Genomic DNA, 12,537 nt, shown 5'->3' on the forward strand with positions numbered 1-12,537 from the left:
TGCTTGTGGCACTGCTCAGGTACGCCGGGTCACGCGTCGGACCAGGCGGTCGCCCGTGATTTGCACGGCCGAAACGAGTGCGATCAGGATCACGATCACGGTCGCCATCACAGTGGTGTCGAAGCGCTGATAGCCGTAGCGGATCGCGAGATCGCCGAGCCCGCCCGCGCCGACGGCGCCCGCCATCGCGGTCGAGCCGATCAGCGCGACGACGGTGATCGTGAAGCCGCCGAGCATGCCGGGCAGCGCCTCGGGCAGCAGCACGTGCCACACGATGTGGCGGCGCTTCGCGCCCATCGCGAGCGCGGCCTCGATCAGCCCGCGATCGACTTCGCGCAGGCTCACCTCGGCGATCCGCGCGAAGAACGGGATCGCGGCGATCGACAGCGGCACGACGGCCGCCCATACGCCGATCGTCGTGCCGATCAGCACGCGCGTGAACGGCAGCAGCGCGACGAGCAGGATGATGAACGGCGTCGAGCGGAACACGTTGACGAGCGCGCCGAGCACCGCGTTCACGCCGCGCCGCGCGTAGATGCCGCCGGGCGCGGTCGTCACGAGGATCACCGCGAGCGGGATGCCGATCAGCGCCGCGATCGCGGCCGATGCGGCGACCATCGACAGCGTGTCGCGGATCGCGTCGAGCAGTTCGGGCCACCAGAGTTCAAACATAGCCGAGCACCTCCGCGTGATTCGCATGGCGGCGTGCACGCTCGAGCAGCGCGGCAACCGCGCCGCCGCGTGCCGACGACTGGCCGGCGTCATCCGCGCCCGGCGCGGCCGCGATCACGAGCCGCCCCTGCGCATGCCCCTGAATCCGCTCGATCCCGCCGTGCAGGAAACGCACGGAGCCGCCGAGCGCCGCCGCGAGCGCGCCGACGTCCGGCTCGCCGCCGCTCTCGCCCGTATAACGAACGTCGAGCACGACCTGCGCGCCGTCCGGCAACGCGGCCTGCTCGGGCAGCGGCTGCACGCGCGCGGCCAGCTCGGCCGGCAGGTCGTGCACCAGCGTGCTGAGCAGCGCGCGCGTCGCGCCGTGGCGCGGATCGCCGAACACGCGCCATACCGGGCCCGTTTCGACGACTTCGCCCTGTTCGATCACCGCGACCGTGTCGCACACCGCGCGGATCACTTCCATCTCGTGCGTGATCAGCACGATCGTCAGCCCGAGGCGGCGGTTGATGTCGGCGAGCAGCGCGAGGATCGACTGCGTCGTCTCGGGGTCGAGCGCCGACGTCGCCTCGTCGCACAACAGCACCTCAGGATCGTGCACGAGCGCGCGCGCAATGCCGACCCGCTGCTTCTGCCCGCCCGACAGGCTCGCCGGATACGCGTCGCGTTTCGCGGTCAGCCCGACGAGTTCGAGCAGCGCGTCGACCTTGCGCACGCGCTCGGCCTTCGGCACGCCGGCGATCTTCAGCGGCAGCGCGACGTTCTCGAATACCGTCTTCGCGGACAGCAGGTTGAAATGCTGGAACACCATGCCGGTGCGGCGGCGCAGTGCGACGAGGCCGTCCTCGTCGAGCGCGCCGACGTCGACGCCCTGCACGCGCACGCGGCCCGAGCTCGGCCGTTCGAGGCCGTTCAGGAGCCGCAGCAGCGTCGACTTCCCCGCGCCGCTGCGGCCGATGATCCCGAACACCTCGCCGCGCCGCACGTCGAGCGTCACGTCGCGCAGCGCGGCGGCCTGGCCGCGCGGCGTCGCGAACACCTTGCCGACCTGCTCCAGCGACACGGCAACGCCGCCAGCCTGAGCGGCCGCCACGTCATGCGTCGTCGAAGCAGCGCCGGCGCGCGCGGCCGATGCGTCGATGAAACCCAGCGTATCGAACAATTGCGTCATCGCTTCGCTCCGTCACGTTCAGGCATGCGCGGGTTGCGCGGGTTCGGCCGCGGCGGCCGGCCGATGCTGCGCGCCGGTATGCCACGCAGGCAGGCGCGCACCCGCGCCGAACAGTTTCTCGCGCAGCGTCGGCGCGGGATCGTAGTCTTCCTTGTAGACGCCGCGGTTCTGCAGCTCGGGCACGACCCAGTCGACGAAATCCTCGAATGACTCGGGCATCACGGTGCGCGTCAGGTTGAAGCCGTCGATGCCGGTCTCGTCGATCCACGACTGCAGCTCGTCCGCAACCTGCGACGGCGAACCGATGATCGGCGCATAACGTCCGCCGAGCGACATCTGTTCGAGCATCCGGCGCACGGTCCACGTGCCGGTCGTGCTCTTGCGCGAGATCGCGTCGACGGCCGACTGGATCGAATCGGTCTTCACGTACGAGATCGGTTCGTCGAGGCCGTACTTCGCGAAGTCGATGCCGGTCGAGCTCGCGAAATGCGCGAGGCCGGCTTCGGGGCTCGCGTAGCGCCGGTATTCGTCGAATTTCTCGCGCGCGAGCCGCTCGGTTTCGGCCGTCACGACGCTCACGCCCGCGAAGATCCGGATCGACGCCGGATCGCGCCCCTGCCGCGCGGCGGCCGCGCGGATGTCGAGTGCGGCCGCGCGCGCGGCGGCCTTGCTCTGCCCGTTCACGAACACGCATTCCGCGTGCCGGCCCGCGAACTCGACGCCGCGCGCGGACGAACCGGCCTGGTACAGCACCGGCGTGCGCTGCAGCGACGGCTCGCTCAGGTGGATCGCGTCGACCGAATAGAACGGCCCGTCGTGCTTCACGCGCCGCACCTTGCCCGGCTGCGCGAACACGCGTGCCTGTGCATCGCGGATCACCGCATCGTCGTCCCAGCTCTGTTCCCACAGCTTGTAGACGACGTCCATGTAGTCGTCCGCGCGCTCGTAGCGGTCGTCGTGGCCGATCTGCTGCGGGAGGCCCATCCCGCGCGCGGCGCTGTCGAGATAACCGGTGACGATGTTCCAGCCGACGCGCCCCTTCGTCAGGTGATCGAGCGTCGACATGCGGCGCGCGAACAGGTAAGGCGGCTCGTAGGTCAGGTTCGCGGTCACGCCGAAGCCGAGATGGCGCGTGACCTGCGCCATCGCGGGCACGAGCAGCAGCGGATCGTTGACGGGCACCTGCACCGATTCGCGCAGCGCGGCGTCGGGGCCGCCGCCGAACACGTCGTACACGCCGACGATGTCCGCGAGAAAGATCCCGTCGAACTTGCCGCGCTCGAGCGTCTTCGCGAGATCGGCCCAGTAGTCGAGATCGGTGTAGTGCGCGGAGCGGTCGCGCGGATGCGTCCACAACCCGTGATTGATGTGCCCGACGCAGTTCATGTTGAATGCGTTGAGCAGGATCTTCTTCCGGTTCGCCGTCGTCATGTTCGCCTCCGTCACCACGCGATCGCGTACAGCGAGCCGAACGCGTTGTCGAGCGCCTTGCGCACGGCCGGCGAGTGCTGGTAGATCGAGATGAACTTGCGGATGCGCGGGTCGTTCACGCTGTCGGGCCGCACGACCCACTGGATCGCGAAGATCTTGTTCTCGGTGCCGTCGAACAGCAGCGCGCTGTTCGGGTCGGTCGTGCCGGCGAGCTTGATGAAGCTCGGGTAGCCCTGCGCGAGATCGACGTCGTCGAGCGAACGCGCGAGCTGCGACGCTTCGAGCGGGATGATCTTCAGGTGCTTCGGGTTGGACACGATGTCGTGCGTCGTCGCGCGATAGTCGGCGCCCGGCTTCAGCGTGATCAGCCCCGCGCGCTGCAGCAGCAACAGCCCGCGCCCGCCGTTCACCGGATCGTTCGCGATCGCGACGCGCGCGCCGTCCTTCAACTCGGCAAAGCTTTTCACCTTCTTCGAATAGAGGCCGATCTTCATGATCGTGCCGGGCGCGATCGACACGAAGTTGTAGCCGCCCTGTTTGTTCGCGTTCTCGAGAAACGGGATGTGCTGGAAGTAGTTGACGTCGATGTCCTTGTTCGCGAGCGCCGCGTTCGGCGTATTCCAGTCGGTGAACTCGACGATCTTCACGTCGAGCCCCTGCGCCTTCGCCTCCTTCGCGGCGATCTTCAGCGCTTCGATCTGCGGGCTGGTCGAGATGCCGACCTTCAGCGGCGCGGTGTCGGCGCGCGCGCCGTTCAGCAGCCCGACGCCGAACAACCCGGCGAGCAGCGCGGCCGCCAGCAGGCGGGCCGGCCGCGCGAAGCGGCCGGAGGAAAAGCGGGCGGAAAAAACGGCATGCAGCATGGAAACCACTCTCCTGTCCAAAGACGGTATCGACGGATGAGCGACGCCGCGGCGAACGCGCGGGCGTTCTCCGGACAGTCGTCGTCGCATCGGAAAAGGATCAGCCGATGATAGAGAGCGGCGGAGGGGCGGTCTACGAAGCGATTGTGCGAAGAAAATCGCGCGCGGCGATATGGCGCGAGATCGGGCGCGAGATCGGGCGCGGCCGGGTGCCTGGCCGGCCATCCGGCCGAAATCTCGGCCTGCCCGCCGCGCGAATTCCGAAATCTCGGAACGGCCTTCGCATCATTCTTTCCGCAGACGATACAAATCCCTTATGAATCAATGATCTGCAAACATGCCGACAGGCCGATACCTTGGCACGGAGGTTGCGTAATAGTCGGCACACGATGCCGCGAAGCAAAGCAGGCATTCCAACATCAGGAGACACGTCTTGCAGACCTCTATCCATACCCCGTCCCATCCCGAGCCGATTGCCGAAGCCGGTCCCGCCACGCGCGCACGCTTCTGGCCGGAAGGCTGGTGGAAGCTGATGGAAATCCGCATCGGCATCATCCCGCTGCCGGTCTACGTGATCCTGTTCGGGCTGATCGTCGGCTTCGCGGTGACGGGCAAGGTGCCCGGCGAAATCTCGATGGCGATCGCCGTGCTCGCGTTCTTCGGCTTCACGTGCGCCGAACTCGGCAAGCGCCTGCCGCTGCTGCGCAACATCGGCGCGGCCGCGATCTTCGCGACCTTCGTGCCGTCGGCGCTCACGTACTACCACCTGCTGCCGAAGCCGGTGCTGAACCTGACCGTCGAATTCACGAAGTCGACCAACTTCCTGTACCTGTTCATCGCGTCGATCATCGTCGGCAGCATCCTGAGCATGGATCGCCGCGTGCTGATCCAGGGCTTCGCGAAGATCTTCGTCCCGCTCGCCGTCGGCTCGGTCGCCGCGGCGATCGTCGGCACGGCGGTGGGCACCGCGCTCGGCCTCGGCGCGCGCCACACGCTGCTGTACATCGTCGTGCCGATCATGGCCGGCGGCGTCGGCGAAGGCGCGATTCCGCTGTCGATCGGCTATTCGGAACTGATGCACCTGCCGCAAGGCGAGATGTTCGCGATGGTGCTGCCGCCGGTGATGCTCGGCAGCCTGACCGCGATCATCCTGTCGGGCGCGCTCGACATGCTCGGCAAGCGCCTGCCGCACCTGACCGGCAACGGCCGCCTGCAGGTCGGCGAAAGCGGCGACATGACGCCGGAAAACGAAGAAATCCGCGGCCACGTCGACGTCACGCACATCGCGGGCGCCGGCATCACGGCGATCACGCTGTACCTCGTCGGCCTGATGGCGCACAAGCTGTTCGGCCTGCCCGCACCGGTCGCGATGCTGTTCCTCGCGGTGCTCGTGAAGCTCGCGCGCGCGGTGTCGCCGCCGCTGCAGGAAGGCGCGTTCGTCGTCTACAAGTTCTTCTCGACCGCCGTCACGTATCCGCTGCTGTTCGCGATCGGCGTCGCGATGACGCCGTGGGACAAGCTGACCGCCGCGTTCACGATCGTCAACGTCGTGACCATCGTGTCGACCGTCGCGACGCTGATGGGCACCGGTTTCGTGGTCGGCCGCCTGATGAAGATGTACCCTATCGACACCGCAATCGTGAACGCGTGCCATAGCGGGCAAGGCGGCACCGGCGACGTCGCGATCCTGACCGCCGCGAACCGGATGCAGTTGATGCCGTTCGCGCAGATCGCGACGCGCATCGGCGGCGCGATCGTCGTCACGGTCACGCTGATCCTGGTCGCGCACTTCGGGTGACGCACCGCAGCGCGCCTCGTCGCGCCGGCTGCTTTGCACGCGCCGCCGCCGGCCTTGCCGGCGCGCGGCGCGCGTCGTTGCGGACGGCCGGTTGCGGACGGCCGGTTGCGGACGACCGGTTGCGGACGGCCGGTTGCGGGTTTCGATGAGGGCGAACGTGCAGAAAAGCTTCAAGGGGATCCCGTGGTGGGGCTGGGCGTCGGCCGCCGTGCTGTATGTCGGCGTGGCCGCTGCGGCCGTCGATTTCGCATGGGAACGCGCGATCGACGCGCTCGAGGAAACCGGCGCGCACCGGCTCGACCTGTATGCGTCGAGCCTGAAAAGCGAGCTCGGCCGCTTCGAGATCCTGCCCGGCCTGGTCGCGCGGCAGGACGGCGTGCGTGCGATGCTGAAGGCCGCGCCACACGACGCGCCCGACCTCGTGCACAAGGTGAACACGTACCTCGAAGCCGTGAACCGCGATGCGGGCAGCGGCGCCGTTGACGTGATCGACCTGCAGGGCGAAGTGATCGCCGCCAGCAACTGGAACGAGACGATCAGCTTCGTCGGCACCAACGTGTCGTACCGGCCGTACTTCAAGGATGCACTCGCGCGCGGCAGCGGCCGCTTCTTCGGCATCGGCACCAACACGGGCGTGCCGGGCGTCTACTTCGCCAGCGCGGTGCGCGACGGCGGCGTGCCGATCGGCGTGGCCGCCGTGAAGATCAGCGTCGATTCGCTCGAATCGGCATGGCGCGCGCCGGGCGTCGCCGCGATGGTCGTCGACAGCAACGGCGTGGTCGTGATCTCGACCGAACCCGCATGGAAATTCACCGCGCTGCGCCCGATCACCGCGCAGCAGCAGCACGACATCCAGGCGTCGCGTCAATACGCGGGCCGTACCGTCGACGCGCTGCCGTACCGCCGCATCGGCGACCGCAGCGCGGCCGCGTGGCTCGGCGCGTTCCCCGATCCGCGCCGCGCCGGCCGCAGCACGCGCTATCTGGTGATGTCGCGGCCCGCGCCGCAGGCCGGCGATTCGCTGATGGTGCTGCTCGACATCGCGGGCGCGCGGCGCCAGCAGCAGACGGCGTTCGTGTTCGTCACGGGCGCGTTCCTGATCGCCGCGCTGCTGGCCGGCTACGCGATCCAGCGCCGCCGGGCGATCGTCGCGCGGCTGAGCGCACAGGATGCGCTGCGCCGCGCGAACGACCGGCTCGAACTGACCGTCGCACAGCGCACGGCCGCGCTGACGGCCGCGAACGAGCGGATGCAGCGCGAGATCGACGAGCGCGAGCGCACCGAGCAGCGGCTGCGCGATTCGCAGCAGGAAGTCGTGCACGCGGGCAAGCTCGCGGTGCTCGGGCAGATGGCCGCCGGCCTCACGCACGAGCTGAACCAGCCGCTCGTCGCGATCCGCACGCTGTGCGACAACGCGCGCACGTTCTTCGCGCGCGGCCAACCGGCGCAGGCGGATGCCAATCTCGAACGGATCGGCAAGCTCGTCGACAGCATGGCGGTGCTCACCGGCGAGCTGAAGACCTTCGCGCGCAAGCCCGACGTCGAGCGCGTCGCGGTGTCGCTGAACGAGGCCGTTGCGCATGCGCGGCTCATCTACGACGCGCGGATCCGCGCCGAAGGCGTGCGGCTCGACGTGAACATCGCACCCGGCACGGCGGTGTCGGCCGAATCGAGCCAGTTGCAGCAGGTGATCGTGAACCTGCTCGGCAACGCGCTCGACGCGGTGCACGATGCGCCCGTGCGCCGCATCGTCATCGAGGCGGCCGAGGCGGACGAAGCCGGCCGCGTGCGCTTCACGATCGCCGACAGCGGCGCCGGCATCGCGCCCGACGTGCTGCCGCACCTGTTCGAGCCGTTCGTCACGACCAAGCCGCGCGGCCAGGGCCTCGGGCTCGGCCTCGCGATCACGTCGCGCATCGTCGAGGCGTTCGGCGCGAAGATCGCCGCGACGAACCGCGACGAAGGCGGCGCGCAGTTCAGTATCGAATTCGCGGCGGCGACGCTGCAAAGGACAGAGCATGGAAGATGAGATTCGGGTGCTGGTCGTCGAGGACGATGAAAACGTCCGGATCGGCGTCGAGCAGGCCGTCGCGCTCGCCGGGTTCCCGGTCGACGCGTTCGCGTCGGCCGCCGACGCGCTCGCGCACGTCGCGCCCGGCGCGCCGGTGGTGATCGTGTCGGACGTGCGGATGCCGGGCATCGACGGGCTGCAGCTGCTCGACCGCGTGATGGCCGTCGATGCGCAGATCCCGGTCGTGCTGATCAGCGGCCACGCGGATATCTCGACGGCCGTCGGCGCGATGCAGGTCGGCGCGTACGACTTCATCGAGAAGCCGTTCTCGTCGGATGTAATCGCCGGCCGCGTCGCGCGCGCGGTCGAGAAGCGCCGCCTGACGCTCGAGGTGCAGGGGCTGCGCGCGGCGCTCAACAACTGGCAGGGCATCGAGGCGTACGTGCTCGGCAAGTCGCCTGCGATGGCCGACGTGCGCAAGAAAATCCTGCGCCTCGCCGATACGTCGGTGTCGGTGCTGATCACCGGCGAAACCGGCACCGGCAAGGAACTGATCGCGCGCAGCCTGCACGACTTCGGCGGCCGGCGCGATGCGCATTTCGTCGCGCTGAACTGCGGCGGCCTGCCCGAGCAGATCTTCGAGAGCGAACTGTTCGGCCACGAGGCCGGCGCGTTCACCGGTGCGATCAAGAAGCGCATCGGCAAGATCGAGTGGGCGCACGGCGGCACGCTGTTCCTCGACGAGATCGAGACGATGCCGATTTCGCTGCAGATCAAGATGCTGCGCGTGCTGCAGGAGCGCGTGGTCGAGCGGCTCGGCGCGAACGAGCTGATTCCGGTCGATTGCCGCGTGGTTGCCGCATCGAAGGCCGATCTCGCCGAACTCGCGGCCGACGGGCGCTTTCGCGCGGATCTGCTGTATCGCCTCAACGTCGCGCAGATCGAGCTGCCGCCGCTGCGCGAGCGGCGCGAGGACGTGCCGCTGCTGTTCGAGCATTTCGTGCTCGCGGCCGCGCGGCGCTTCGGGCAGCCGGCGCCGGTCGTCACGGCTGCACAGGTGTCCGAACTGATGACGCACGCGTGGCCCGGCAACGTGCGCGAACTGCAGAACGTGGCCGACCGCTTCGTGCTCGGGCTGACCGGCGACAGCCTGCTGTCGTCGGGCGGCGCGCCAGCCGTGGGCGGCACGCTCGCGGAACAGCTCGCGTATTTCGAGCGGATGCTGATCGAGGACATGCTGCAGCGTCACCACGGCAACGTTGCGGATGCGAGCGTCGCGCTCGGCATGCCGAAGAAGACGCTCTATCACAAGCTGCGCAACCTGCGGATTCCCGCGCGCGGCGACGCGGCGGCCGACGGCGGCGAATGACGCGGACAAGGACACGCACCACAGCATGGATCGCATCGAAGTCACCGAACACGGCCGCCTCATTGGCCAAACCCACGGCCACCTGATCCGTGGCGTCACGCGCGCGCAGAAGACCTTCCGCCCCAGCGACTGGCCCGAACGCCTAGCCGGCGTCATCACGCTGTTCGTCGGCGAACGGCGGCCCGGCTATCCGTGCGCGCTGTCGCGGCTCGCGATGCCGGTCGTCGACGGCGGCGTCAAATGCCTGTTCGTGTCGGACGAATTGCGCGGCGTGTGCGCGGACGCGTTCGACTTCGCGATGCAGTTCGCGGCCGATAATGACCTTCCCGTCGAGCTTCAGACTGCACCCGCGTTGACGATGCGCTGACGCGCAGCCCCCTGCCTCCCCTCTTTCCGGTGCGTTTGCGCGTGCGCGCAGGCCACCGCACGCCCTTTCTCCGCCGAAATCAATCGTCAGATGATTGAAGGCTTCGACGCATGACCACGCCCCGACAAGGGTTTTCAGCCGAGCCATCAATAAAATTGATCGTCACGATGAAAATTATGCGTTTTCCTTGCAGGTCGCCGTGATGCATAGTTGCGTCGTGTTGACGCACCTTTGAGTCTTTCAGTCATGAACATGCGAATCGAGCCGTCCGTGCTCGCGAACCCCGACCTGCAATTTGCGACGCTTTCGTCAGGCATCAGCCTGCCGTATGTCGAGCGGGGCAGCGGCGCGCCGATGGTGTTCGTGCACGGCTCGCTGTGCGACTACCGCTACTGGGATCCGCAGCTTGCATCGCTGTCGGCCCACTACCGCTGCATCGCGCCGAGCCTCAGCCACTACTGGCCGGCCGTCGAAGCGGGCATCCAGGACGAGTTCAGCTGGCAGAACCACGTCGACGAGCTCGCCGAATTCATCGACGCACTCGATCTCGGCCCCGTGCACCTGGTCGGCCATTCGCGTGGCGGCAGCGTCGCGTTCAACGTCGCGCGCCAGCATCCGCAACTCGTCGACACGCTGACGCTCGCCGATCCGGGCGGCCCGCTGCAACAGCCGGGCGTGCGCGAAGCCGCGCTGCCGGCCGCCGCGATCGCGCTGCGCACGAAGGCCGTGAACCTGATCGGGCAAGGCGACGTCGAGTCGGGTCTCGAGATGTTCGTCGATTCGGTGAGCCTGCCCGGCGCGTGGAAGAAGAGCACGTCGCGCTTCCGCACGATGGCGATCGACAACGCGAGCACGCTGCCGAAGCAACTGCGCGACCCGCTGCCCGCGTATTCGCAGCACACGGCCGGCGATATTGCATGCCGCACGCTGCTGATCGACGGCCAGCGCAGCCCGAAGATGTTCCGCCACAACGTCGACACGCTGTCGCAGTGGATCAGCGATGCGCAACGGCAGACCGTCGCCGGCGCGTCGCACGGGATGAATGCAGCGAGCCCCGCCGTGTTCAACCGCTACGTGCACGAGTTCATCGCCGCGTAAGTTCACGGGCGGCGTTCGTTCCGCCCGGTTTTCCCAGTTTCATCCGGAAACGGTGCGGGCCCGCCCCGCATCGCTTTCCTGTCGCCCGCCGCACGTCACCGGCGCATCCGCTGCGCGGATCCAGACACCTCTGAACGATCCACGCCCGCGTGCCGGACACCGGCGCGGCGCATTGCATCACGCAGCCGCGTCGGCCTTCCGCGTCACCGCATCCGGCAGCCCGAACACGCTGTCGAACGACCAGTTGTACACGAACGTGAAGATCGGGAAGAACACGATCAGCACCGCGTCGAACAGGAACGCCTGCACCAGCGACACATCGAGCCACCACGCGATCAGCGGAATCAGGAACGTCACGAGCGCAACCTGGAACCCGACCGCGTGCAGCACGCGCCGCCCCACGGTGCGCGTCGTCGCCGCGCGACGCCGCTCCCACGCCTCGAACGCGAGGTTGTACAGGAAATTGACGGTGACGCCCGTCGTCGAGATCATCACGCCCAGCAGGCCGCTCGTTTCGGCGCTCGCGCCGCTCAGCACGCCGAGCACCGTCGACGCGATCAGGATGCCGAGCACCTCGAACATCACGACGTAGACTATGCGTCGCTTCCAGCCTTGCATGACCATCCCCTTCGAATCGAACAAGGTGGCGAGACTAGCAGCGAGTACCCTGTCCGCCAAAGTCAGGTCCTTTCAATTTTTCTGACAGGAGGCCGCACGTGCTGACCAGCGACCACATCGACATGCTGCTGACCGTCATCGACAAAGGCTCGTTCTCGGCGGCCGCGCGCGCGCTCGGCCGCACGCCGTCGGCGGTCAGCATGGCGATCGCGAACCTCGAGGCCGAACTCGATCTCGTGCTGTTCGATCGCGGCACGCGCGAGCCGACGCCGACCGCCGCGATGGCCGCGCTGCTGCCCGACGCGCGCGCGATCGCCGAACGGCTGCATGCGCTGCGTGCGCATGCGCAGCACTTGTCGGAGGGTGTCGAGGACACGCTGCGACTCGGGCTCGCGGCCGAAATCGACGGTGCGCCGATTGCGCGCGCGCTGGCCGCCGTCGCCGCGAAATATCCGGCGCTCGCGGTCAGCGTCGTCACCGCACCGCAGGATGCGATCGTCGACGCGCTGCATCGCGGGGCCGTCGATCTTTGCGTCGCGTACGGCGGGCTCGATCTTCATCCGCAGGAACAGATTCACGCGCTGTGGACCGAGACGCTGATCGCGGTCGCCGCGCCCGGCCATCCGGCGATTGCCGAAGCCGCGCATCCGGAGGCGATCGAGCGCTTGTCGGGGTTTCGGCAGATCGTGATCGCCGATCCGGAGCGGCCGCTCACCGACGTGCGGCCGCTTATCGGCAACCGCACGTGGAAGGTGACCGACATGGCGACCGCGATCGCGCTCGTGAAGGCCGGTCATGGCTGGGCGAACTTGCCGGAATCGATCATCGACCGGTATGTGGCGGACGGTGAACTCGCACCGCTCGTGTTCGCGAACATTCGCAACGGGCTGCCGCTGCCTGTGTATTTGCGGCGGCCGAAACATACGGGGCTCGGCAAGGCCGCCGGGGAACTCTTGCGGGCACTGCGGTCTGAAGACAGTCCGCATTAAGCGGTGCGGCGATGGCGTCGCCACACCGTCCGTCAACGCCGGACGACTTGACCGTTAGTTGCAATCAATGGGCCACCCTCGCGCGCGTTCGGCGCCAGAAACGCGTTCCCGGTCATCGCTCGACTTGTCCGATCATGCCGACCGTGAGGC

11 protein-coding genes are annotated in these 12,537 nt (G+C 68.1%); 6 read left to right on the forward strand and 5 right to left on the reverse strand.

The features are described from left to right. Positions 1 to 15: 15 nt before the first annotated feature. From ACM6JT_RS18460 to ACM6JT_RS18475, 4 genes are read right to left on the reverse strand one after another with little or no spacing between them, the layout of a single operon-like run. Complete coding sequence (locus ACM6JT_RS18460; RefSeq protein ID WP_027781522.1) at positions 16 to 672, reverse strand: methionine ABC transporter permease; 657 nt, start codon at positions 670 to 672, stop codon at positions 16 to 18. Beyond that, the gene (locus ACM6JT_RS18465) at positions 665 to 1,843 is read right to left on the reverse strand and encodes a methionine ABC transporter ATP-binding protein (RefSeq protein WP_414857014.1); all 1,179 of its coding nucleotides are present in this window, start codon (positions 1,841 to 1,843) and stop codon (positions 665 to 667) included. The genes ACM6JT_RS18460 and ACM6JT_RS18465 overlap by 8 nt, the downstream gene beginning before the upstream one ends. An 18-nt stretch (positions 1,844 to 1,861) precedes the next feature. Beyond that, entirely contained in the window at positions 1,862 to 3,274 is a 1,413-nt protein-coding gene (locus ACM6JT_RS18470) for an LLM class flavin-dependent oxidoreductase (protein WP_414857015.1), read from the reverse strand. Between the two features lie 11 nt (positions 3,275 to 3,285). Then, entirely contained in the window at positions 3,286 to 4,137 is an 852-nt protein-coding gene (locus ACM6JT_RS18475) for a MetQ/NlpA family ABC transporter substrate-binding protein (protein ID WP_105391035.1), read from the reverse strand. A 433-nt stretch (positions 4,138 to 4,570) separates the two neighbouring features. Here ACM6JT_RS18475 and ACM6JT_RS18480 point away from each other — a divergent pair, with 433 nt between their 5' ends. From ACM6JT_RS18480 to ACM6JT_RS18500, 5 genes are all read left to right on the forward strand, one after another. Then, positions 4,571 to 5,935, forward strand: a complete 1,365-nt coding sequence (locus ACM6JT_RS18480; protein WP_034181762.1) for a 2-hydroxycarboxylate transporter family protein — start codon at positions 4,571 to 4,573, stop codon at positions 5,933 to 5,935. A gap of 145 nt (positions 5,936 to 6,080) precedes the next feature. Beyond that, positions 6,081 to 7,964 (forward strand): sensor histidine kinase, encoded by a 1,884-nt coding sequence (locus tag ACM6JT_RS18485; RefSeq protein WP_414857016.1) that lies wholly within the window; start codon positions 6,081 to 6,083, stop codon positions 7,962 to 7,964. Then, positions 7,954 to 9,315: a sigma-54-dependent transcriptional regulator gene (locus ACM6JT_RS18490; protein WP_175749538.1), complete on the forward strand. Its 1,362-nt coding sequence runs from the start codon at positions 7,954 to 7,956 to the stop codon at positions 9,313 to 9,315. Before ACM6JT_RS18485 ends, ACM6JT_RS18490 begins: the two co-directional genes overlap by 11 nt. Before the next feature lie 25 nt (positions 9,316 to 9,340). Then, positions 9,341 to 9,682, forward strand: a complete 342-nt coding sequence (locus ACM6JT_RS18495) for a DUF3579 domain-containing protein (RefSeq protein WP_105391037.1) — start codon at positions 9,341 to 9,343, stop codon at positions 9,680 to 9,682. A 246-nt stretch (positions 9,683 to 9,928) separates the two neighbouring features. Then, positions 9,929 to 10,780 (forward strand): alpha/beta fold hydrolase, encoded by an 852-nt coding sequence (locus ACM6JT_RS18500; protein ID WP_414857017.1) that lies wholly within the window; start codon positions 9,929 to 9,931, stop codon positions 10,778 to 10,780. Positions 10,781 to 10,957: 177 nt separating this feature from the next. Here the strand turns inward: ACM6JT_RS18500 and ACM6JT_RS18505 are convergent, their stop codons facing one another. After that, the gene (locus ACM6JT_RS18505; protein ID WP_034181836.1) at positions 10,958 to 11,398 is read right to left on the reverse strand and encodes a PACE efflux transporter; all 441 of its coding nucleotides are present in this window, start codon (positions 11,396 to 11,398) and stop codon (positions 10,958 to 10,960) included. Positions 11,399 to 11,496: 98 nt separating this feature from the next. Between ACM6JT_RS18505 and ACM6JT_RS18510 the strand changes: the two genes are divergently transcribed. Then, positions 11,497 to 12,387, forward strand: coding sequence for a LysR family transcriptional regulator (locus tag ACM6JT_RS18510; RefSeq protein ID WP_175749541.1), 891 nt, complete (start codon positions 11,497 to 11,499; stop codon positions 12,385 to 12,387). The last annotated feature ends 150 nt before the right edge of the window (positions 12,388 to 12,537 follow it).

It is taken from the genome of Burkholderia sp. IT-111MI5 (assembly GCF_949752865.1).
Lineage (GTDB): Bacteria > Pseudomonadota > Gammaproteobacteria > Burkholderiales > Burkholderiaceae > Burkholderia > Burkholderia pyrrocinia_C.

What these genes read in the sequence shown, in the direction of transcription:
- ACM6JT_RS18460 (WP_027781522.1), bottom strand. Translation starts at nt 672, where the DNA reads ATGTTTGAACTCTGGTGGCCCGAACTGCTCGACGCGATCCGCGACACG.
- ACM6JT_RS18500 (WP_414857017.1), top strand. Translation starts at nt 9,929, where the DNA reads ATGAACATGCGAATCGAGCCGTCCGTGCTCGCGAACCCCGACCTGCAA.
- ACM6JT_RS18470 (WP_414857015.1), bottom strand. Translation starts at nt 3,274, where the DNA reads ATGACGACGGCGAACCGGAAGAAGATCCTGCTCAACGCATTCAACATG.
- ACM6JT_RS18505 (WP_034181836.1), bottom strand. Translation starts at nt 11,398, where the DNA reads ATGCAAGGCTGGAAGCGACGCATAGTCTACGTCGTGATGTTCGAGGTG.
- ACM6JT_RS18465 (WP_414857014.1), bottom strand. Translation starts at nt 1,843, where the DNA reads ATGACGCAATTGTTCGATACGCTGGGTTTCATCGACGCATCGGCCGCG.
- ACM6JT_RS18475 (WP_105391035.1), bottom strand. Translation starts at nt 4,137, where the DNA reads ATGCTGCATGCCGTTTTTTCCGCCCGCTTTTCCTCCGGCCGCTTCGCG.
- ACM6JT_RS18490 (WP_175749538.1), top strand. Translation starts at nt 7,954, where the DNA reads ATGGAAGATGAGATTCGGGTGCTGGTCGTCGAGGACGATGAAAACGTC.
- ACM6JT_RS18485 (WP_414857016.1), top strand. Translation starts at nt 6,081, where the DNA reads ATGAGGGCGAACGTGCAGAAAAGCTTCAAGGGGATCCCGTGGTGGGGC.
- ACM6JT_RS18495 (WP_105391037.1), top strand. Translation starts at nt 9,341, where the DNA reads ATGGATCGCATCGAAGTCACCGAACACGGCCGCCTCATTGGCCAAACC.